Source organism: Methylocystis heyeri (assembly GCF_004802635.2).
Lineage (GTDB): Bacteria > Pseudomonadota > Alphaproteobacteria > Rhizobiales > Beijerinckiaceae > Methylocystis > Methylocystis heyeri.
On sequence record NZ_CP046052.1, the window covers coordinates 3284162 to 3305043 of the forward strand.

Below are 20882 nucleotides of genomic sequence, written 5' to 3' on the forward strand. Positions count from 1 at the left end.
ATGGCCTCTCGGCTCGCCGCTTTAAAGGCGAGCCATGAATTGGCGCTCTTCCTACCGCGCTTTGCCCTCGCATGGAATCACGCTGGCGACGAATCTGCTCCTGGAGCGCTGCCAATGTGAAGGAAGCGCCGCGCCGGCGGGCCAGAATCGCAGATGGCTTTCGCAATGCGGGCAATCGGAACTGCCGAAGCCTTTGAAAGGGATCGGCAGCGCGCCGAGCTCGGCGTTGAGGACGCACTCAAAACCCCCGAGCGCGACCCAGGCGCCGAGAAGATCGCCGGCGGCAGTGAGCTGGTCGATGTGCCAGTGGGCGCGCTTTTCCTTGCGCGCATGGCGGGCGATTCGCGCCCGAAGGCCGCCAGGACCATTGGCGGAGCCGCAATAGATATAGCGTCCCGGCGCAAGCCGCTCGCTACGTCCCCCGGCGCGCGCGAGCAGGGGCTGGTCGAGGACGATCAGCAGCGCATAAGCGCCTTTTTCGGTCGGGGCGCAGGCAGGAGTGAGGAAGCTCAGCATTTGGCCGTTCACCTTAACCTTGCTCGGGTCTCGACGCCTTGCAGCGCGCCGATACAATCCTTCGATGGAGCAAACCCCAACTTGCCTTAACCGGCGCCTCTTCTTGGGCGGAGCCCTGAGCGTCGTCGCCGCGCCCGTCGCCGCCCGCGCCGCCGAGGCGACCGCAGACCTCGCAGCGCGGCTGCGGGAGGCCGCTCCCTTGGGCCGCGCCGTGCGCCTTCCTCCCGGCGTCACGACGATCCGCTCGCTGGAATTGCCGGCGGGCGCGATCCTGATCGGCGCCCGCGGCGGCTCGACGCTGCGGCTCGTCGGCCCCGGCCCCCTGCTTTATTGCAGAGACGCAGACCGTCTCACGCTCGAAGCCGTCTCGTTCGACGGGGGCGGCGCGTCCCTCGAAGAAGGCCGGGGCCTGCTCGATTTCAGCGATGTCGTACGCCTTTCCGTTTCCGGCTGCGCGATCCGCAATTCCTCCCGCCACGGCGTCAATCTGCTGCGCTGCGGCGGGATTTTCAAAGAAAACCTCATCGAGCGCGTGCGCGACGCGGGCTATCATTCGCTCGACGGCCTCGGCGTCGACATCGCCGGCAACAAGGTCCGCGAATGCGGCGACAATGGCGTGATGGTCTGGACCACGCAGGCGGGAAGTTTCGAAGGCTCGCGCATCCGCGACAACGCCATCGCCGACATCCATAACCTCTCGGGCGGCGACGGCCCCTATGGCAACGGCGTCAGCATCTGGGGCTCGGGATCGGTGCGGGTCGAAAACAACCGGATCGATCGCTGCGCCTATACCGCCGTGCGCAACAACGCCGGCCATGACGTCGTCGTGGTCGGCAATCAGTGCAGGAGCTTCGGGGAAAAGGCGATGTATGCCGAATTCGGCGCCAAACGCTCGGAGTTCCGCAACAATCTCATCGAGGACGCGGGCGGGGGCATCGCCGTCGCCAACGCCGAAAAGGGCACCGACGTCGCGGTCGTTTCGGGCAACCGCATCTTCGGACTTAAGGAAACCCATCCCGACAGGGAATTCGGCCCCGAGATGTTCTGGCAGGTGGGGATATTGGCTGAAAAAAACTGCTCGATCTCGGGAAATCTGGTGCGTGGGCCGGCCTGGATCGGGATCGTTCTCGGGGGCTATCGCGAGAATATCCGGGTCGAGGACAATGAAGTCGTCGGCGCCGATTACGGCGTCGGCTTCGCCACCGGACGGAACGTCGGAACCGGCATGATCGTGCGCAACAAGATTACGGCCTCGCGCAAGGCCGCGATCTGCGCCATGGCGGGGCCGAGCTTCATCGGCGACGATCTTCTTGGTCCAAAAGGCGACAAAATCTGGCCCGGCCTGATCCTGCGGGACAACAGCGTGGAGTGATTTCGTCAGGAAGCCGACGGCACAGCGCTTGCGTTTTATGTTGCGACGCCCTCGCGACGAGGAAATTTGTCGCAAAGGCAGCATTCGCAAGTGCAGGAAGAACGTCAATGAGATTATCTGAACAATTCGCTTCGGCGACCATCGAACAGATCAAAGCCGCGCTCGACGGCGGGAAGCTCGTGATCTATTCGACCGGCCGGCCGCCGAGCGCCGACCACGCCGTCACTCGCAGCTCGGTGCTCGCGACCTTCACATTCGCTGCGCCCGCCTTCGCTCCCGACGACGCCGACGGGGCGCTGAAGCCGGCTTTCGCCGAGGCCCCGGTTCTGGCCGTCAATGTCGGAACGCCGGGCTGGGCGCGCGCCTCCTCCGCCGACGGCGCGACCGTGGTGGATTTTTCGATCGGCCCCGGCTCTGGAGAGATCAAGCTCGACAGCGTGTCCGCGACCGCCGGCTTTCCGCTGAACGTCGTGAAAATCGCGGCCTCGCTTCCGGCCGAAAAGGTCGAGTGGACGAAGTCCGAGTTCGGCCATGTTTTCGTGACCAACGCCGACAACGAGTTCCGCAAGCTTTCCATGAGAGGCTAAAGCTTTCGGATGACGCTGGAAGAGCCCGGCTCGTCCAGCGTCTGCAGCTGACCCGACAAGCGCCTCTGGGATGAGGCGCAAGATCGGCCGGAAACCCTGTTATACGGCTTCCGCGAGATCGCTTCGCGATCCGCAAAAGCGACCGCCGCAAAAATCACCGATCGGCATCGATTTTTGCGGCGAACGAATACGAAATGCCGCTCCAAACGAGCGGATTTCGTATTACTTCGCCATTTCGAGGTGTTTGAGCGCCTCTTCGGCATGGGTCGTTCCGATATCGGCGTGGCCCATTTCACCATGTTCGACCGCCGCCTTGAGGTGGGTTATGCCCTCGGCGACATGCGGATTGGCCTTGGCCTTTTCCGCGGCTTCGGCGTGCGTCAATGCGGCCTTGGCGTGAGCGACCAGCTGATCCGCATGGCCGGCCTTGCCGGTGGAAATAGCCTCTTTGGTATGGGTGATCGCCTCGGCTACGTGGTCTTCCGCGGCGAGACTCAAACGAGGAGCTGAAACGAACGCCAGTCCAAGGGCGAAGGCGAAAACGGCAGATCTACGATTCATGGTTCTCTCCCAATGCGGGCGCTCGACGACGCCCGCCGCATCTTCTTCTTCCCCGCCGCCGAAGCGGCGAGGGTGAAGACGGAACGCGCGAACGCAGCCAAAGTTGCGTGGGAAAGCCCTGCCTAGCGCCGCGAACCCATGCTCATCAGGCGGAGAATGAACCAGGCCGGCACGACGATCGCCGCTCCAACCAGCAGATAATTCAGCAGTTCCCGAACTGCGCCGAAACCGAGCGCGGCGATGCGGTTGAAGAAATCCTGAACCCCGCGAAGAATGTCCATCGGGCGGATGTCCAGCCACATCAGCAAAGCGCCGACGACGAGGGAAACGAAAAAAAGCCTGGCGAAGACGGATCCCGGCGAGCCGCCGAGGAAATCTTCAAATGCGTTGTTCCGCGCCATTTCGTCGTCTCTCTCCGTCCTGGGATGGTCTTCGAGAAGCCTGCGGCCGTCCTCGGCGCCGGCGTCCCGATGCGGCGGGTCGATATGCGGCCAGTTGGCGAAAGGATTGGGATCGCTCATCGAGGCTCCTGCCGGCCAAGGGAATGGTTCACCTGGAATTCGTTTTTGAAGACGAGCGCTGCTTTCAGCTTTTCTCGCCGTTCGATTCTTCTTTGAACAGCCGCATCATGCGACGCATAAAGCGCTCGGTAAAGGACATCGCGCGCTCGAAATCTTCTTCTTTCGGCAGCGGCGAAAATCCGCCTTGGCCCTGGCCTGCCGCAGCCTTGAGTTCCGCATTCTCGCGACGCAGCTTTGCGATTTCGTTTTCGAGCGCGCTTCTCTCGTCGGCGCCGATCCGGCACAGGGACAGGCCGTTCTCCACGGCGCAGAAGGAAACCGCGCCGGTCTCCTTGTCGAGGCGCAGGAAGCCCCCTTGCGTAGGACTCATCGAAAAGCGGCCCTCCTGCGAGGGCGCGGAAGCTTGCGGCGCGGGCGAAGGCGCCTCGGCCAATGCGGTTCCCTCGGCGCCGCAAATGAGAAAAGCCAAGAGCAACGCAAGAAGCCACCTCTGCATGACGGCGATCCTTTCCCGGCTGGAGCATGTGGCGGCCCAGGAGCGCGTTGGATGGATCCGAACGCGCTCCAACGCAGCAGCAGCAAAGATGGGGAAGGCCTCCAGCCTCGTCAATGGCGGGTCGGCGCCGGGAGTCTTTTCGGTTCAGAGAGAACCGGAAAGACTCCGGGTTTTGTTTTTTGATGGCGTTTTCTTCGCGCGAACCGGCATCCGCTCCGCTCGAAAACACTCTACTCCGCGGGGGTTCCTATCGCGGCCGGCGGGCGCGGACGGGGAGCGGGCGCGGCCAATCTGGTCGCGAACACGATCGCGGCGACAGTCCCCGCATAGACGAGACCCTGCATCACGGAGGGCTGGTCAGAATAGCCGACGAGCGTATGCAGCACCCGCCCGAGCAGGCTGTTGTCAGGGAGAATGGACGAGGTGTCCCACATCGTCTGGGACAGGGCCGTGGCGACGCCCGCCTGCTGCAGGAAGGAAATCGACTGCGACGCCAGGCCGGCCGCCAGCAGCGTCACCAGCACCGAAGTCACGGCGAACAGGCGGCGCGGGGGAATGACCACCAATCCATAGAAAGTCAGCACGCTGAGCAAGGCCCCGAGCCCAAGCCCGGCGAAGCCCCCGAGAACGACGTTCATGCCGGATTCGCCCGAAACCAGAATGCCGTAAAGGAACAGAACCACCTCGGCGCCTTCGCGCAGCACCGCGACGCCCACCACCACGGCCAGCGCGACGAAGGTTCTGTCGCCCGCGGCCACGGCGCGGCCGACGTCGGAGAGTTCCTGCGCCAGTTCACGGCCATGGCGCGCCATCCAGATATTGTGCCAGGCCAGCATCAGAACCGCGAGGCCGAGAATTGTGGCGTTGAACAGTTCCTGCCCGCGGCCCGCGACCGCGGCGGAGAGTTGCTCCGCGAAGACGGCGACCAGAAGCGCGCCGGCGACGCCCGCGGCGACGCCCCCCGCGATCCAGCTTCGCGAACCCGCCACGCCGCGCGTGACCGCCAGCGCGATGCCGACGATGAGGCCCGCCTCGATGACCTCGCGAAAGACGATTATGAGCGCACCCAGCATTGGCCTTCCTGTCCTGCGGTTATTCGACGATAAGGAAACCTTCCGCCGTGTCCTCGTGATAGTCGCCGAAGAAGCGATATTTGCCGGGACCGAGCGGGCGAATGCGAATGGCGGTCGCAGCGCCCCCCGCGATCACCTTCTCGACGCGCAAAGGCTTGCTCTCGAATTCTTCCGGGGTCGGGTCCAGGTTCTTCACGGTCAGCACGATCGGCGTGTTGGCGGGAGCATGGATTTCCGCCGGGGAGAAACGGTGGTCCTTGATCGAAACGCTCAAGCTCGCCTCTTGAGCGAGCGCCGATCCGAAGGCCATCGAAGCAAGACCCGCGCCGATCAAATATATTTTCGCCAAATATGACATCTTTGCGCTCTCCAAAGGCTGAGAATCCACGCCCATGCCGATCATTTAAGGCGTGAAATCGTTAAGATCGCGAGCATGGGCGTCGCAAGGCCCGAAGCTTTCCGGACGATACGCGGGCTCGACCGGCTCACGGTCGAAAGCTATCAGGCCGTACAGAGCGGTCAACGAATCTAATCTGGACGATTTCCAATCTGATTTACTGCAATCTTTTCGTCTCGACTTATCGCGCATCTTTCCAGCGCGAGTCGTTCGCCCAAAAGCTAGGCAGGGTAGCCGTGCCTCGCCTTGCTCGCGCGCAGGAGCGCAGCCGCTTTCGAGTCCTGCCCTGCGGCGCAGGCGGACTGGGCTTCTCCGATTTCGCTCTGAATCTTGTCGTAGACGCTCTTGTCGACATGGCCCATGGAGAGGTCGTTGTCCATGATGGCGCGATAGCGCGCTATGGCGCCGCCGCAGCCCGCCCCCTCAGGCAGCCTCAAATCCGAAGGCGTTGCGCTCGGGCTCGCCGGGGCCGGGCCGGGCTCGGGCCGGTTGGCGCTGTTGCAGCCACCGAGGACGCAGGAAAAAAACGCCGCCGCCAGCATAGCCCCTTCGCGCAGCCTCATCGACAACTCCTCGAATTCCTGCAGCCCGGCGCGAAATCGCGGGGCGCGCGTTCTCATCGCAAAAGCAGGCCGGCTTTTGCGGCGAAGACAAATCACATCGAGCGGGTGAAGCGCATCGAGCCGCCGCCCTTGAACGCCTTCATGATCAGATCGTCGCCCTTGGTGTCCCAGTAGGGGCCGCTGAGCAGGATGCCCCAGAATTCGCGCTCATAGGCCTGCGCGGACTGGTCGCAGGTCAACTCGGTGAAGGCCGGCATGGCGCGCGGCCCGAGGCGGTTGGGGCCGATGACGAAAATGCCCGAAAAATTCTTGCATCCGGAAGAGCCCGTGGCGCGCCCTGTCGAGTCGATCCGCAGCCAGATCTCCTTGGGCGGCGCCTTACCGTTGATGTCGGTGAGCGTGAAGCTCTGATTATGAGGGAAGGGCTGATAACGCGGAATGGCGCCGCTCTCCGCGTTTTCGTCCTTCTGCTGTCCCTGATCGTCCTGCGCCGGCTTGTTTTTCTTGGCCTCGGCGGGGAAGGAAAAGACGAGAACACAGGCGAGCGCCGCGAGCGCTGTCGGCAGTTTTTTCATCAGGGGGTCCCTTTTGGCCGAGGATCGGCGATCAGTTTCTTAAAAATCGTGCGGGCGTCACAACATGCTCGGCAGGACGCGATCCGGCGGCCGGTGCCCGTCCATGAAAGTCTTTATATTGATAATGACCTTCTCGCCCATGTCGATGCGGCCCTCGATCGTGGCCGAGCCCATGTGGGGCAGCAGCGTGACCTTTCCGCCCCTGGCGAGCTTGAGCAGCTTCGGCGATACGGCGGGCTCGTGCTCGAACACGTCGAGTCCCGCGCCGGCGAGTTCATCGGTCTCCAGCATGCGCACCAGCGCGTTTTCGTCGACGATCTCCCCGCGCGCGGTGTTCACCAGAATGGCGTGGGGGCGCAGATGTTTCAGCCGCCGCGCCGAGAGAAGATGATAGGTCCCCGGCGTATGGGGACAGTTGATCGAGACGATATCCACCCGCGCCAGCATCTGGTCGAGCGATTCCCAATAGGTCGCCTCGAGCTGCTCTTCAATCTCGACGGGAACGCGGCGGCGGTTGTGGTAATGTATCGACAGCCCGAAGGCGTTGGCTCTGCGGGCGAGAGCCTGCCCGATTCGTCCCATGCCCACGATCCCGAGGCGCTTGCCGGTGATGCGCCGGCCGAGCATCCAGGTCGGCGACCAGCCCGACCAGCTGCCGTCGTTGATGGCGTTGGCGCCCTCGACCACCCGGCGCGCGACCGCGAGGATCAGCGCCATGGTCATGTCGGCGGTGTCCTCGGTCAGGACTCCTGGCGTATTGGTGACCGTGATCGAGCGGCGAAGCGCCGAAGCGACGTCGATGTGATCGACGCCATTGCCGAAATTGGCGATCAGCTTCATCTGCTCGCCGGCCTGCGCGATGAGACCGGAATCGATGCGGTCGGTGATGGTCGGAACCAGCACATCCGCCGTGCGCATCGCCTCGGCGAGTTCTTCATGGGTCGCTGGCCGGTCGGTCACGTTGAGGCGGGTGTCGAACAACTCGCACATGCGGGTTTCGATGACCTCGGGGAGTCGACGTGTCACAACTACAAGCGGCTTCTTCTTCGCCATCTGCGCGTCCGTCTCCCAGATGAGTTTCTTTCTTCTCGTATCAGGAAACCTGCGTTTCCGATACGCCAATTTTCCGGGCCGCGGCGGCGCTTCGGGGGTGTCGCGCCCCTGCCCGACAGGACCGTCTCAACCCTGCCTTAACTGCGATGGGCGAAAAAGAAAGAGCTTGAACGCCGCTCCGCTTTCGCCCTGTTCGCGGAAGGCGGCCGACGCCCACAAGACGGTCCCACAGACCGCCCGACCAACGCCGGCGCATGCAGCCGGAGCGCCCGGACGCCGGCCGGCGCTGCATATAAGGATCAGACGACATGTTCGCGCAGGCAACGGGCGCCGCCAGGGCCTTCCTCTCCACTCTGATTCTCGGCGCGGGCCTCGTCGCTCCGTTTGCGCCGTCGCGCCCCGCCCTTGCGCAGCAGGCCCAACTGGGGCCGGTCAGCAAACTGCCGCTGCCGCGCTACGTCAGCCTGAAATCCGACCGCGTCAATCTGCACGAGGGGCCCAGCAAGGACCATCGCACGCTGTGGCTCTTCGAGCGCGCGGGATTGCCGGTGGAAATCACCGCGGAGTTCGAAATCTGGCGCAAAATCAGGGACTCCGAGGGTACGGAGGGCTGGGTGCTGCACTCGCTGCTCTCGGGCCGCCGCACCGCTTTGGTCGCGCCCTGGAAGAAAGAGCCGCAAACGCTCACCGCCAGCGATCACACGACCCCGGTGGCGAGGCTCGCGCCCGGCGTCATCGGCATGCTCAAACGCTGCGATGGGCAGTGGTGCCGCATCATGGGCCAGGGCTTCGACGGCTATATGAAGCAGGAAAACCTGTGGGGCGTCTATCCGGGCGAGAAGGTCGACTGATCCGGCGTTCTGCGCCCGCCCGCGACCTCGGGCCCGGCAATTGGAAACTTCGCAAAATTATTGAAATTGAGAGGCGTTCCCGACGCCTCGATTCAGGCGTCGTCGCGCCGCAGCCGGACGATCACGTCCACCCGGGCGACCTTCAGCCCGGCGGGCGGCGCCGGAAGATTGGCGACTGCGATGTTGGAGCCGGGAATATCGTAGAGCTCTTCGTCGTCCTCGAACAGAAAATGATGATGTTCCGAGGTGTTGGTGTCGAAATAGACCCGCGCTCCGTCGACCGCGATTTCGCGCAGCAGCCCGGCGGCGGTGAACTGGTGCAGGGTATTGTAGACGGTGGCCAGCGACACCGGCATCTGCGCGGCGGTCGCCTCCTCGAACAGCCGTTCGGCTGTGACATGCCGGTCGCCCTTGCCGAAAAGCAGCTCTCCGAGCGCGACGCGCTGCCGGGTCGGCCGCAGTCCCGCCGCGTTGAGACGCGCCGCCAACGCCTGCGGGAGGTCGCCGCGGGTTTCGGCCGAGCTGTCGTCGAGCGTGATGTTGCAAGGCTCCGAGTTCATAATGTCATACTATGTTCGGGCGGACGCCCTGACAACTCCCATTCTCATATTTATGTCGCACCGCACCCAGGCGCTGCCCGAAGGCGCGCCGGAGCCCCGGCTATTCCACATCCTCGACCTTCTCCGGCCCGCCGCCATAAACCCTTTGGGCGAGGGACGCCTGCATGAAGGAATCGAGCTCGCCGTCCAGCACTTCCGCCGGCGTGCCGGAGGTATGGCCGGTGCGCAGGTCCTTCACCAGCTGGTAGGGCTGGAGCACATAGGAGCGGATCTGGTGGCCCCAGCCGATTTCGGTCTTGGAGGCGGCGACCGCATTGGCCTCGGCCTCGCGGCGTTCCAGTTCTTTCTCGTAGAGTCGCGCGCGCAGCATGTTCCAGGCGGTGGCCCGGTTCTTGTGCTGGGAGCGCTCGGCCTGGCAGGCCACCACGATTCCCGAAGGAATATGGGTGATGCGTATCGCGGAGTCGGTGGTGTTGACGTGCTGTCCGCCCGCTCCGGAGGAGCGGTAGGTGTCGATGCGGCAATCGCTTTCGTTGACCTCGATTTCGATCCTGTCGTCGACGACGGGATAGACCCAGACCGAGGCGAAGCTGGTGTGCCGCCTTGCGTTGGAGTCGAAAGGCGAGATGCGAACGAGCCGGTGCACGCCCGATTCGGTCTTGGCCCAGCCGTGGGCGTTGTGGCCCTTGATGAGAAGTGTCGCCGATTTGAGCCCGGCTTCGTCGCCGGCGGTCTCTTCGATCACCTCGACCTTGAACTTCTTGCGCTCGGCCCAGCGGGCGTACATGCGGAACAGCATGCGCGTCCAGTCGCAGCTTTCGGTGCCGCCGGCGCCCGAATGCACTTCGAGATAAGTGTCGTTGCCGTCGGCCTCTCCCGAGAACAGCGCCTCCATCTGCAGCCTGTGCGTTTCCGCGAGCACGGCTTTCAGGGAGGCGACGCCTTCGCTCTCGGTCGCGGCGTCGTTCTCCATCTCGCCGAGTTCGACGAGGGTCACGGCGTCGTCGACATCCCGGTCGAGCTTTTGCAGAGCCCCGAGCCTTTCTTCGAGCTCGTTGCGTTCGCGCATGATTTTCTGCGCCTGCTCCGCGTCGTTCCAGAGATCGGGGTCTTCGACCTTGGCGTTCAGTTCCGCGAGGCGGCGCGTCGATTGTTCGACGTCAAAGATGCCTCCTCAGCAGTCCCATGGACCGCTCGATGTCGTCTTTAAGCGCTTGGGGTTCGGCGCGCATGGTTTCCTAAAGCTTTCCGGTTGGCCGCATCCCCTCCGGGGCGCGGCGCGAACATGGCCGGAACCTAAGGATGCGCGCGCCCGATGTAAAGGGCGCTGCGCCTCTCGCCCAGGGCTATCGCATTTGACCGAGGACGGATCTGGCGAAGGCGTCGGACCATCCGGAGCGCTTGCGCTTCCGTCGGATGGAGATTTCCGGCCTTGCTCGCTTGAGGACGTTGAGGGCGAGCTTTCGGATGGTCGCGAGATTTTCGGCGCCGTGATCCTTGCGGTTGCGGGCCCTGTCCTCGTCGAAGGTCACGTCCAGCACCCAGTGGACGCCGTTCTCGATGCTCCAGTGGGCGCGAACCGCCTTGGCGAAGGCTTCGGCGGACAGCTTTGCGGAAGAAAGATAGTAGCGGCAGGACCGCGTGATCCTGCCGTCGCGCTCGACCTCTGTCTCGATCCGCCCGATGGTCGAAAGCTGCGGCATCGCCGGGCGATCCTTGTCGCCCTTTGGAAACAGCCAGCCGACATCGTGAACGACCGCGTGGCGACGCGTCTCCACCCGGCCATGATCGGCGTCCGTCGTCTCGAATGTCCCGGCGATGCAAGCTTCGGGGTCGGCCAGAAACGTCTCCACATCTTTCAGTGTCGCCGGGCGGTTGGCCTTCAGGGCGAACAGCCAGTCGCCGCCGCGGTCGAGCACCTTCTGCGCCGTCGGAGCGTTGCAGTGGATGGCGTCGGCGGTCACCAGCGCGCCGGTCAGGTCGAGCAGATCGATGAGCGCCCGGGCCGCAGTGATCTCGTTGCCGCCGTCCTCCACCGCCTTCTGGCCGATGACCAGCTTCGCATCGGCGGCGAAGGCCGTCACCACATGCAGCGCCGAGGCGCCTTTGGCCTTGTCGAAGGAGCGGCGCAGCGTCTTGCCGTCGATGGCGACGACGCCCGCGCCATCCTCGCCCAGCGCCTCCAGAAAGCGCCCGAAACAGGCCGCCAGCGCCTCCGGGTCGATCTGCCGGAACAGACGCGAAAACGTGTCGTGGCTCGGCAAGCCGTTCTCGAGGCTCAGGACTTCACGAAACAGCTCTTCCCGGTCCTCGGCAAAGTCGGCAAATTCGACGCAGCCCTCGCAGCCGCAGATCGACGCCGTCAGCGCGATCATCAGAATATCCAGCAACTCGTGCCGCGTGGCGTTGCCGCTGCGCGGATCGGGAACATCCCGCAAGATCGTGATCAACAGGCTCATCGGCTCCTCGCGAATCGGAACCAATGACAGAATCCATTCAACAGCCCGGCGCTACCTCATTTCGTCAAATGCGATTCCCCTGGCCTCTCGCCTCAAACCGCGGAAAGGTTTATGACCGGCGCCATGAACGCCCCCGCCCCCAACGCAAAACTCGCCGATCCGATCGCCCGGCGCCGCACCTTCGCGATCATCTCGCATCCCGACGCCGGCAAGACCACGCTGACGGAAAAGCTGCTGTTGTTCGGCGGCGCGATCCAGCTCGCCGGGGCGGTGAAGGCCAAGCGCAACGCCCAGCAGACGCGCTCCGACTGGATGAGCATCGAGCGCGAGCGCGGCATTTCGGTCGTCACCTCGGTGATGACCTTCGAATATGGCGACTGCGTCTTCAACCTGCTCGACACCCCGGGCCATGAGGACTTCTCGGAAGACACCTACCGCACGCTCTCGGCGGTGGACGCCGCGGTGATGGTGATCGACGCCGCCAAGGGCATCGAGGCGCGCACGCGCAAGCTGTTCGAGGTCTGCCGCCTGCGCGACATCCCCATCGTCACCTTCATCAACAAGCTCGACCGCGAGGGCCGCGATCCTTTCGAGCTGCTCGACGAAATCGAAAAAACCCTGGCGCTCGACACCACCCCAATCACCTGGCCGATCAGCAAGGGCAAGACTTTCGCCGGCACCTATTGCTTTGCGACAAGATCCGTCCGCAAGCTCGACAAGGACGACGAGGAGCTGAAGGTCTCGGGGCTGGACGATCCCGCCCTGACCGCGCTGCTGCCGCCCTTCGAGGCCGACCAATGGCGCGAGGAGGCGATGCTGGCCGAGGAGGGCAGCAAACCGTTTGATCTTGCCGCCTTCCGCGAAGGCCATCTGACCCCGGTGTTCTTCGGCAGCGCGCTGCGCAATTTCGGCGTGCGCGACCTCATCGACGCCATGGCCGCCTATGCGCCCTCGCCGCGGGGCCAGCAGGCCGACAAGCGGCTGGTCGAGGCCAATGAGCCGAAAATGACCGGCTTCGTCTTCAAGATTCAGGCGAATATGGACCCCAACCACAGGGACCGCATCGCCTTCATGCGCATCTGTTCGGGCCGTCTCCAGCGCGGCATGAAAGCCAAGCTGGTCCGCACCGGCAAGACCACCGCGCTCAACGCGCCGCAGTTCTTCTTCGCCCGCGATCGCTCGATCGCCGACGAAGCCTTCGCCGGCGACGTGGTCGGCCTGCCCAATCATGGCCTGCTGCGCATCGGCGACACGCTGACCGAGGGCGAAGACCTCGTCTTCCGCGGCGTGCCGAGCTTCGCCCCGGAAATCCTACGCCGCATCGTGATCGGCGACGCCATGAAGGCCAAGAAGCTGCGCGAAGCCTTGACTCAGCTCGCCGAGGAAGGCGTGGTGCAGCTCTTCATCCCGCATGACGGCTCCGGCGCCATCGTCGGCATGGTGGGCGCGCTGCAGCTCGACGTGCTGGCGACGCGGCTTTCCAGCGAATATGGCCTCGACACCAAATATGAAACCTCGCGCTTCACGCTGTGCCGCTGGATCTCCAGCGAGGACAAGGCGGTGCTGAAGAGCTTCATCGAGTCGCATGGCTCGGCCATCGCCGACGACATCGACGGCGATCCGGTCTTCATGGCGCCATCGGCCTATTCGCTGAACTACGACGCCGAGCGGAACACGAAGATCGTGTTTTCGGACGTCAAGGACTATCAAAAAGCGAGCGCTGGCAAAAAGGGCTGAAGACCTCGCCTCCGTGAGTGAGCGCCCCTGCAACTTTCGGCGGCCTGAGCGGTTGCTCTCCTTGTCGGCATTCGAGCAACAAGGCGCATTATGCTTGGCGCAAACCGCGCGCTGGCCATCGTCGGCGCAGCCATCGTCTCCCCCGCGCTGGCGCAGTCGCAGACGCCGCTCGGCGGCGTGGTCAAGGATTTGAGCTGCGAAATGCGCGCCTACGACCGTTGCGCCGGGGATTTCTGCTATGACTCGAAACGCGGAGAAAGCACCGGAACCGGCGGCAAGGTCGGCCTGAGCTCCAAGGCCTTCAATTTCAACTTCGCCGACAACACGGCGAGCGTCGGCGAAGAATACGCCAAAAACATCTCCAGGCGCTGGCCCATCAGGATCGTCGAGACATCCCCGGCCGTCGTGAACAAGCCCATGTTCGTGAAGCTCAAGATCGCCACCGACCTCGGCGAATACAGCGCCCTCGTCGTCGCGACGCCGATTCCCGAGGGCGGCGGCTATAGTTTCGGCTTCGGCGTCGTGAGCCCGCGGCCCTATGGAGACCAGCCCGTGGCAGGCGTCGACCGGACCATCAACAGCGGCGATTGCAAGCCGGTGTTCTGATCGGTCGCCCCGCCTAATCCTGCGACAATCGGGTCCGCCCCGGTCCCTTCGGCGCCTCGGCGAGCGGCTCTGGATGCGGCTCCCTCAGCGCCCGCCGCCGCATCGCCTCCAGCAGCTCCATGAAACGGTCGATGTCGGCCTCATGGGTGCGATGGTTGATGATCGCGGCCCGTATCGCCGGAACGCCGTCCAATATGGTCAGCGAGGGCGCCGCCTCGCCGCTCTCGTGCAGATCCATCACGATCTCGCGGGCGAGGCTTCCGTCCGGATCGTCGGCTGCGCCGAAGCAAACAATGTTCAGCGTCACCGGCGCCCGCATGATGAAATTCGGCGAGGCCTGGATCAGCCCCTCGAGACGGCGGGCCATGCGGCAGGTCTGCTCTATACAGGCCCCCAGCCGCTCGACCCCATAGCTCTCGATTGTGAACCATGTTTTGAGGGCCCGAAAACTGCGGGAGAGGTCGGGGCCGAGGTCGCAGGGCCAGGTTTCGCCGGCGGCGAGCCCTCGCGGCGCCCGCGAGAGATAGGCTGCGTCCGCGGCGAAGGCGCGCCGGTGAAGCTTCGGGTCGCGCACCAGGATGAAGCCGGCGTCATAGGGAACATGCAGCCATTTGTGAAAATCGAAGGCGATGCTGTCGGCCCGCTCCAGCCCTTTCACCAGCGGCTTGAGCTTGGGCGACAAGGCCGCCAGCGCGCCGAAGGCGCCGTCGATGTGAAACCAGATGTCTTCTTCCTGGGCGACGTCGGCGACAGCGTCGAGGTCGTCCACCGCGCCGGTGTCGACCGTCCCGGCGCTGCCGACGACCATGAAGGGCGTCAGCCCGGCGGCGCGGTCGGCCGCGATGGCGTGCTGGAGGTCGGCTATGCGCATCGCGCGGCGTTCATCGGAGGCGATCAGCCGCAGATGGCGGGCGCCGAGCCCCGAAAGCTCCATCGCCTGACGCACGCAATTATGCACCTCGCGCGAGGCGTAGGCGACCAGCACCGAATCGAGCGCGTTCAGCCCGTTGAGCCGGACATTCCGCGCGCCCGCCGCCCGCTCGCGGGCGACCAGCAGGGAGAGGAAGTTGGCCATCGAGGCGCCGGTGACGAAAATCCCCGAGGCCTCGGGCGGAAAGCCGAAAGCCTGCGCCATCCACAGGGCGATCTGGCGCTCGACGTCGAGCGCGATGTGGTTGCGTCCGCCGCAATTGGAGTCGAGCCCGGCGGCCAGCATTTCGGCCACCATGCCGACGGGCGTGCCGGCCCCCTGCACCCAGCCCATGAACATGGGGTGGGCGTTTCCGATGGCGTAGGGCTTGATGTAGCGGTCGAAGTCCTGAAGCGTGCGCGCTAGCCCTTTGCCCTCGAGAGGCAGCTCGCGCCGGAAGCGCGCTTTCGCCTCCGGGCTGGCTTCGCGCCAAACCGGCCGCTCGCGAATATCGCGGATGTGGTCGATCATGGCGTCCAGAGCGCCATGGGCCTCGGCGCGAAACGCCTCCCAATCGGCCGGATCCAGGTCTTTCGATTCGCTCATGCTCGCTGGCCTGCCCGCAAGAGAAGGGGCCGCAGTTGCGGGTGTCTGTCCATTCGCCGCGCGTCTCCAGCAGTCGGGCGATCGCCAGTCGTTTCAGGTGGAATAGCGGGATTTGGCTATGGCTTGCAACAGCCGGGGCGTCCCCTTGCGTCAGGTCAGGCGCGAAGGCCCACCGGACAGGCGACCCCGGTCCCGCCCAGGCCGCAATAGCCGTCGGGGTTTTTGGCGAGATATTGCTGATGTCCCTCCTCGGCGTAATAAAATGGCGGCGTGGGGCCGATCTCCGTTGTGATCGCGCCATAGCCGCGATCCGACAGCGCCGCCTGAAAGGCGCCGCGAGAAGCCTCGGCGGCCGAAAGCTGGCCGGGAGAGGAGGCGAAGACGGCCGAGCGATACTGGGTTCCGACGTCGTTGCCCTGCCGCATCCCCTGGGTGGGATCGTGACTCTCCCAGAACAGCTTCAGAAGCCGCTCGAAGGGCATGACGAGGGGATCGTAGACCACCAGGACGACCTCGGCGTGTCCGGTTCTTCCGGTGCAGACGTCGGCATAGGTCGGGTTGCGCGTGGTTCCGCCGGCGTAGCCGACGGCCGTGACATGAACGCCTTCCCCCGCCTGCCAGAATTTACGCTCGGCGCCCCAAAAGCATCCCATGCCGAACAGGACTGTCTGCATCCCGGGCGGAAAAGGCGGGTCCAGCGGCCTGCCTGTGACAAAATGCCGCTCGCCATGAAAGACCGGCGTCGTCCGATCGGGAAGCGGGGTCGGGGCCGCTCCGCCGAAAATTCCAGGATAGAGCGCCATGTTTCGGATTCCCCTAGCGCCGGTTCATTCGGCCAGTGGGCCGACCTCGGTCCGTTCCTTGTGGCTGGCCACGAAAAGCGCGCCGCCGGCGACGCAGAAAGCGACGCTGAGCGGAATCCACGCCAGCAGATAGAATAGCGCGCCGGACGCGATCGACCCGAGAGAAGAGTCGATATCCGCTCTGGCCGACGGATTTGCCCCCTGCAACATGCTTGCCAGCGTGATAATGTAGAAATTGCCCCCGGCGAGGGAGCGCGCTCCGTCGACGACGAGCGCGACGAAGCCCGCGCCAAGAAAAACAACCCCCGCGAGGCGGATCAACAGTCGCAGCATGAGCCCGAAGCCGAAAAAGACGAGCGCAAACGCCCAAGGGTTTTATAGGGTGCGCGATCGGTTTCTGTCCACGCGGGAATAAGCCGGCCCGGCGCCGAACAGACACAAAACCCCTGTTCGCGGGCTTTAGCATTATTCGTCGAGCTCGCTATGTGAAAATGTGCGGAGTTGTGAGATTGTCTGTCGCAGACACGGGCCCCCGGTGGAATTTTGGCGTATGAACCTCGCGGACATCCTCAGCAAGGTGGCTCAACCGCCCAAAGGGCATTTCCAGAGCTTCTTCGGGTCCTCCGCGGAAAAGGCGATCCGGGCCATCGTCGCGAGGCTTCCGGACGCCGTCTCGCCGCGGCATCTGACCTGGCTCGGCGTCGGCGGAGGGATCGTCGCGGCCGTCGCCCTGCTGGCGAGCCGGCAATCTTTCGCCTGGACGCCTCTCATCCCGATCGGGGTCTTCCTGAACTGGCTCGGCACCTCGCTCGACGGCCCTTTGGCCCGGGCGCGCCATCTCGAGCGCCCCAGCCAGGGCCTGCTCGACCATAGCGCCGATCTCGGCACCCAGCTTCTCATCATTCTGGCTTTCGGCTTCTCGCCGTTCTTTTCGCTGGCCTCGGCGGCGGTGGTGCTGGCCTGCTACCTGCTCTACTCGAGCTATACCTATATCAGGGCGACCGCGCGCGTACCCGGGCAAATGGCCTATATCGGCATCGGCACCACGGAGTTTCGGGCGATGCTGGCGGTGTGGCCTTTCATCGCCATCGCCCTCGGCATAGACGAGCGCGGCGCGAGCGGACTGACGAAGCTCGACGAGGTCGTCATCGCTCTCGGCAGCGTGACGGTCGCGGGATTGATCGTGAAAATCGTTCTCGACGCGCGCAAGATCGCCCTGACCCAGGGCAAGCGGGATTTTTAGAGCAATCTGAAGCGCGCGTCGCTCAGAGCCCGGCCTCCGCAAAGCGATATCCCGCTCCGAGCTCGGTGAGGATGAGCTTCGGATTGGCCGGATCCTCCTCGATCTTGGCGCGCAGCTGGCCGATGAAGACGCGCAGATACTGCGAATCGTCGACATGCGCAGGCCCCCAGACCGCCGACAGCAATTGCCGATGGGTCAGGAGACGCCCTTCGCCCCGCGCGAGATGCGCGAGGAGGTCGTATTCCTTCGGCGTCAGCTTGATCGGCATCCCGGCGCGCGCGACCAGCCTGCGCCCGAGATCGATCACGAGATCGCCTCGCTCGATCCGCTCCACCTTGACGCCGTCGCGCGAGGCGTGCCTCAGCGCCGCGCGCAGCCGCGCCATCAGTTCGCCGATCGCGAAGGGCTTTTCCACATAATCGACCGCCCCGGCGTCGAGCGCCATGATCTTTTCCGCTTCGCGGTCGCGGGCGGAGAGAACGAGGATCGGGGTCTTCGAGAAAGCGCCGGCCTGGGCGATCACTTCCTTGCCGTCCATGTCGGGAAGGCCGAGATCCAGCAGAACGACGTCGGGCGCGCGGGCTGCGATGGCGCGAAGCGCCTCCTTGCCGCTCTCCGCGGACAGCACCTCATAACCGCAGGCGGTGAGGGCGGGGCGCAGGCACCGGAGAATCTCCGCTTCGTCGTCGACGACGAGAATTCTCTCTCCGCTCATCCTATCTTCCCTTTGGTTTGAGCGGCCGGAAAGCGCAACACCATGCGCGCGCCGCGCCTGCGCGCCGCCGGACTCTGCGCCGTTATGGTTCCGCCCATCGCCTCGACGAGGCCGCGGCAGATCGAAAGTCCGAGGCCCGTCCCGGCCTTGCGCCCGTCGGGACGCCCACCGCGGTAGAATTTCTCGAAAATGCGTTCGAGATCGCCGGGCTTCACCCCGGGCCCTTCGTCGGTGACGGTCACGACGACATCCCCGCCCTCCTGCCGCGCGTGAATGCTCACGGGTCCGCCGCCGCCATATTTATGAGCGTTGTCCAGCAGGTTGAACAGCACCTGCTCGAGGAGATTCGCATCGGCGCGGATGAAGGGAAGATCCGGCGCGACGCTGATCGTGATCTTGCCGTCCGCGAAAACTTTTCGAATGCGCTGGGCGGCCGCCCGAATGGCGTCGGGAACCTCCACCCAGTCGCGCCGGACTTCGAGCGCTCCGGCTTCGATCCGCGACATGTCGAGAAGATTCTTGACGAAGCGCGAAAGTCTGCCCGCTTCCTCCTCGATCGAGGCCAGCAGATCCTGCCGCTCGGGCCCGGACATTTTGTCCCCGAGTTCGCGCAGGCTCGTCACCGCCCCGGTGATGGAGGCGAGCGGCGTGCGCAGATCGTGGGAAAGCGACGAAAGCAGCGTCGTCCGCAGCTTTTCGTTTTCTTCGAGAGCCGCGGCGTGGATGGATTTGTCGATGAGCTGGGCGCGGTCGACCGCGATCGCGGTCTGATCGAGAATGGAAGACAGGGTCCTGTCGTCCTGCGGAGACAGCGGCTCGTCGGGATTTTTGGGATGAACCCCGCAAACCCCGACCACCCCGCGCGGGGTGGTCAGCGGGCGAAACTGGAAACGCACATTGGGCAATGTTCCCGTTCGCCAGCCCGAAGCCTCCGCCTTTTCGAAAGCCCAGCGGGCGGCGCTCATTTCGCCGACTTCCAGCGCATCCAGCGGAGGCCAGGCGGCGGCGAGGCGCAACTCGCCCTCCTGCGGGGCGAGCGCAACCACGCATTGCGCGCCCAGGGCTTTCTGGGCCTGGGCGGTCGCCACCCAGGCGACATCCTCCAAGGCCGCCGCCGCCGAAACTTTTCGGGAGAATTCGAACAAGGCCCGTCCCGCGTCGATCCGCTGCGTCATCTGGAGCGAATGTTCCCGTGCGCGGCCGGCGAGAAGCCCCGTGATCACGGCGACGACCAGGAACATCAGCAGGGCGAGGAATTCCTGCGGCTGCGAGATCGAAAAGTTATAGAGCGGCTCGACGAAGAAGAAATCGAAGGCGAGGAAAGAGAAAAACGACGCCGCGATCGCCGAGGAGAGACCGAAACGCACCGCGCATAAAATGACCGCGACGAGAAAGATCATCGACAGATTCGGCAAATGCAGCCAGTGATCGAGCACAAAGCCGAGACCGACCGCAACGCCAACCGTCGCCGCAGCCGCCGCGATCCCCCCTGCGAGCGACACGGGAGAAGCGATCGCCGGTTTGCCCGGCGCCGGCGGGACCGCTTCGTCCATCACGACGTGAACCGCGATGTCGCGCGAGCGCCTCACCAGCTCCTGAGTCAGCGATGGCCGCAACATGCCGGCGAAGCGTCCGGCGCGCGAACGGCCGAGCACGATCTGGGTGAAATTCTCCCGGCGCGCGAAGCGCAGCAGTTCGCCTGCGAGATCCTGCGCAGAAAGCCGCTCGGTCGAGGCGCCGAGCCGCTCGGCGAGACGCAAGGCGTCATCCACGCGCTTGACCCGCGCGGCGTCGGCCTCTTCCTCTCCCGGCCGCTCGACGAAAACCGCGGTCCATTCCGCGTTGAGGCCGCTCGCGAGGCGCGCCGCCGCGCGCACCACGATCTCGGAGGAAAAGTCCGCTCCGACGCAGACCAGCAGACGCTCGGCCGTGGGCCAGGGACCCTCGATGGCGTGCTGGCGCAGATAGTCGACGACCTGATCGTCGACCCGTTCCGCGGTCCTGCGCAAGGCGAGCTCCCGCAAGGCGGTCAGATTGCCCGGCGTGAAGAAATTCGTCGCAGCCAGCCGCGCGGTCTGTGGAAAATAGACCTTGCCGTCGTGCAGGCGCTGAATCAGCTCGTCGGGCGTGACATCGACGAGAATTACATCCGAAGCCGAACTCAACACGCGGTCCGGCACGGTCTCGCGGACCTTTACGCCCGTTATGCGCGCCACGACGTCGGCGAGGCTTTCGAGATGCTGGATATTGAGCGCGGTCCAGACGTCGACGCCGGCCTCCAGCAGTTCCTCGATGTCCTGCCAGCGCTTGGGGTGGCGGCTGTCGGGCGCGTTGGTGTGAGCGAGTTCGTCGACGACGATCAGCTTGGGCCTGCGCTCCAGCGCCGCGTCGATGTCGAACTCCTCTATGACATGGCCGCGGTAATGCGCCTCGCGCCGGGGCAGGATCTCGAGCCCCTCCAGCAGCGCCTGCGTCTCCTGGCGGCCATGCGTCTCGACGAGACCGACAACCACATCCGCGCCGTCCGCGCTGACGGCCCGGGCGCGCTCCAGCATCGCATAGGTCTTGCCGACGCCGGGCGCAGCGCCGAGGAAAATGCGCAGCCTGCCGCGGGTTTCTGAGCCCGCGGCGGCGAGCAATGCGTCCGGATCGGGACGGCGGTCGAAATTTCGGTTCAA

General features: G+C 64.8%; 23 protein-coding genes. 6 read left to right on the plus strand and 17 right to left on the minus strand.

Going from position 1 to position 20882, the window contains the following annotated elements; all coding sequences use genetic code 11:
* Nucleotides 1–51 precede the first annotated feature (51 nt).
* Entirely contained in the window at nucleotides 52–516 is a 465-nt protein-coding gene (locus H2LOC_RS14925) for a GIY-YIG nuclease family protein (RefSeq protein WP_136497769.1), read from the minus strand.
* Between the two features lie 103 nt (nucleotides 517–619).
* On the opposite strand from H2LOC_RS14925, the gene H2LOC_RS14930 reads away from it, so the two are divergent.
* Both H2LOC_RS14930 and H2LOC_RS14935 read left to right on the plus strand, forming a co-directional pair.
* Nucleotides 620–1888, plus strand: coding sequence for a TIGR03808 family TAT-translocated repetitive protein (locus tag H2LOC_RS14930; RefSeq protein ID WP_246206846.1), 1269 nt, complete (start codon nucleotides 620–622; stop codon nucleotides 1886–1888).
* A 107-nt stretch (nucleotides 1889–1995) separates the two neighbouring features.
* Nucleotides 1996–2475, plus strand: a complete 480-nt coding sequence (locus H2LOC_RS14935) for a hypothetical protein (RefSeq protein WP_136497771.1) — start codon at nucleotides 1996–1998, stop codon at nucleotides 2473–2475.
* 222 nt (nucleotides 2476–2697) lie between these two features.
* Here the strand turns inward: H2LOC_RS14935 and smbP are convergent, their stop codons facing one another.
* From smbP to H2LOC_RS14975, 8 genes are all read right to left on the minus strand, one after another.
* On the minus strand, nucleotides 2698–3036 hold the full coding sequence (gene smbP, locus H2LOC_RS14940; protein WP_136497772.1) for a small metal-binding protein SmbP: 339 nt from the start codon (nucleotides 3034–3036) through the stop codon (nucleotides 2698–2700).
* Between the two features lie 122 nt (nucleotides 3037–3158).
* Complete coding sequence (locus H2LOC_RS14945; protein ID WP_136497773.1) at nucleotides 3159–3557, minus strand: DUF6460 domain-containing protein; 399 nt, start codon at nucleotides 3555–3557, stop codon at nucleotides 3159–3161.
* Nucleotides 3558–3621: 64 nt separating this feature from the next.
* Nucleotides 3622–4053 carry a hypothetical protein gene (locus H2LOC_RS14950; RefSeq protein ID WP_136497774.1) on the minus strand — a complete coding sequence of 144 codons (432 nt, stop codon included), beginning with the start codon at nucleotides 4051–4053 and terminating at the stop codon, nucleotides 3622–3624.
* A gap of 230 nt (nucleotides 4054–4283) precedes the next feature.
* Complete coding sequence (locus tag H2LOC_RS14955) at nucleotides 4284–5126, minus strand: FTR1 family iron permease (protein WP_136497775.1); 843 nt, start codon at nucleotides 5124–5126, stop codon at nucleotides 4284–4286.
* 19 nt (nucleotides 5127–5145) lie between these two features.
* Nucleotides 5146–5484 (minus strand): cupredoxin domain-containing protein, encoded by a 339-nt coding sequence (locus tag H2LOC_RS14960; RefSeq protein WP_136497776.1) that lies wholly within the window; start codon nucleotides 5482–5484, stop codon nucleotides 5146–5148.
* Nucleotides 5485–5744: 260 nt separating this feature from the next.
* A complete protein-coding gene (locus H2LOC_RS14965; RefSeq protein ID WP_136497777.1) occupies nucleotides 5745–6086 on the minus strand; it encodes a hypothetical protein in 342 nt (113 codons plus the stop codon).
* 92 nt (nucleotides 6087–6178) lie between these two features.
* Nucleotides 6179–6661, minus strand: coding sequence for an META domain-containing protein (locus H2LOC_RS14970; protein ID WP_136497778.1), 483 nt, complete (start codon nucleotides 6659–6661; stop codon nucleotides 6179–6181).
* 57 nt (nucleotides 6662–6718) lie between these two features.
* Nucleotides 6719–7714, minus strand: coding sequence for a 2-hydroxyacid dehydrogenase (locus H2LOC_RS14975; RefSeq protein WP_136497779.1), 996 nt, complete (start codon nucleotides 7712–7714; stop codon nucleotides 6719–6721).
* A gap of 308 nt (nucleotides 7715–8022) precedes the next feature.
* Here H2LOC_RS14975 and H2LOC_RS14980 point away from each other — a divergent pair, with 308 nt between their 5' ends.
* Nucleotides 8023–8565 carry an SH3 domain-containing protein gene (locus H2LOC_RS14980; RefSeq protein WP_136497780.1) on the plus strand — a complete coding sequence of 181 codons (543 nt, stop codon included), beginning with the start codon at nucleotides 8023–8025 and terminating at the stop codon, nucleotides 8563–8565.
* 92 nt (nucleotides 8566–8657) lie between these two features.
* Here the strand turns inward: H2LOC_RS14980 and irrA are convergent, their stop codons facing one another.
* From irrA to H2LOC_RS14995, 3 genes are all read right to left on the minus strand, one after another.
* The gene (irrA, locus tag H2LOC_RS14985; RefSeq protein WP_136497781.1) at nucleotides 8658–9125 is read right to left on the minus strand and encodes an iron response transcriptional regulator IrrA; all 468 of its coding nucleotides are present in this window, start codon (nucleotides 9123–9125) and stop codon (nucleotides 8658–8660) included.
* Nucleotides 9126–9225: 100 nt separating this feature from the next.
* Nucleotides 9226–10357 (minus strand): peptide chain release factor 2 gene (gene prfB, locus H2LOC_RS14990; protein ID WP_136497782.1). Its coding sequence is split into 2 segments (ribosomal slippage): nucleotides 9226–10287 and nucleotides 10289–10357, totalling 1131 coding nucleotides; the frame shifts between segments, so codons are not numbered across the junction.
* A gap of 114 nt (nucleotides 10358–10471) precedes the next feature.
* Entirely contained in the window at nucleotides 10472–11584 is a 1113-nt protein-coding gene (locus H2LOC_RS14995) for an ISAs1 family transposase (protein ID WP_136494500.1), read from the minus strand.
* 111 nt (nucleotides 11585–11695) lie between these two features.
* Here H2LOC_RS14995 and H2LOC_RS15000 point away from each other — a divergent pair, with 111 nt between their 5' ends.
* A complete protein-coding gene (locus tag H2LOC_RS15000; RefSeq protein ID WP_246206847.1) occupies nucleotides 11696–13321 on the plus strand; it encodes a peptide chain release factor 3 in 1626 nt (541 codons plus the stop codon).
* 90 nt (nucleotides 13322–13411) lie between these two features.
* Entirely contained in the window at nucleotides 13412–13927 is a 516-nt protein-coding gene (locus H2LOC_RS15005; RefSeq protein WP_136497783.1) for a hypothetical protein, read from the plus strand.
* Nucleotides 13928–13940: 13 nt separating this feature from the next.
* On the opposite strand, the gene H2LOC_RS15010 is transcribed toward H2LOC_RS15005, so the two are convergent.
* The 3 genes from H2LOC_RS15010 to H2LOC_RS15020 form a co-directional block, all read right to left on the minus strand.
* Nucleotides 13941–15443, minus strand: a complete 1503-nt coding sequence (locus H2LOC_RS15010) for a pyridoxal phosphate-dependent decarboxylase family protein (protein ID WP_136497784.1) — start codon at nucleotides 15441–15443, stop codon at nucleotides 13941–13943.
* Between the two features lie 155 nt (nucleotides 15444–15598).
* On the minus strand, nucleotides 15599–16246 hold the full coding sequence (msrA, locus tag H2LOC_RS15015) for a peptide-methionine (S)-S-oxide reductase MsrA (protein ID WP_136497785.1): 648 nt from the start codon (nucleotides 16244–16246) through the stop codon (nucleotides 15599–15601).
* 24 nt (nucleotides 16247–16270) lie between these two features.
* The gene (locus tag H2LOC_RS15020; protein WP_136497786.1) at nucleotides 16271–16579 is read right to left on the minus strand and encodes a hypothetical protein; all 309 of its coding nucleotides are present in this window, start codon (nucleotides 16577–16579) and stop codon (nucleotides 16271–16273) included.
* Nucleotides 16580–16796: 217 nt separating this feature from the next.
* Here H2LOC_RS15020 and H2LOC_RS15025 point away from each other — a divergent pair, with 217 nt between their 5' ends.
* Complete coding sequence (locus tag H2LOC_RS15025) at nucleotides 16797–17489, plus strand: CDP-alcohol phosphatidyltransferase family protein (protein WP_246206848.1); 693 nt, start codon at nucleotides 16797–16799, stop codon at nucleotides 17487–17489.
* Between the two features lie 22 nt (nucleotides 17490–17511).
* Here the strand turns inward: H2LOC_RS15025 and H2LOC_RS15030 are convergent, their stop codons facing one another.
* Nucleotides 17512–18204 (minus strand): response regulator, encoded by a 693-nt coding sequence (locus tag H2LOC_RS15030; RefSeq protein ID WP_136497787.1) that lies wholly within the window; start codon nucleotides 18202–18204, stop codon nucleotides 17512–17514.
* A complete protein-coding gene (locus tag H2LOC_RS15035) occupies nucleotides 18201–20882 on the minus strand; it encodes a sensor histidine kinase (protein ID WP_162009781.1) in 2682 nt (893 codons plus the stop codon). Before H2LOC_RS15035 ends, H2LOC_RS15030 begins: the two co-directional genes overlap by 4 nt.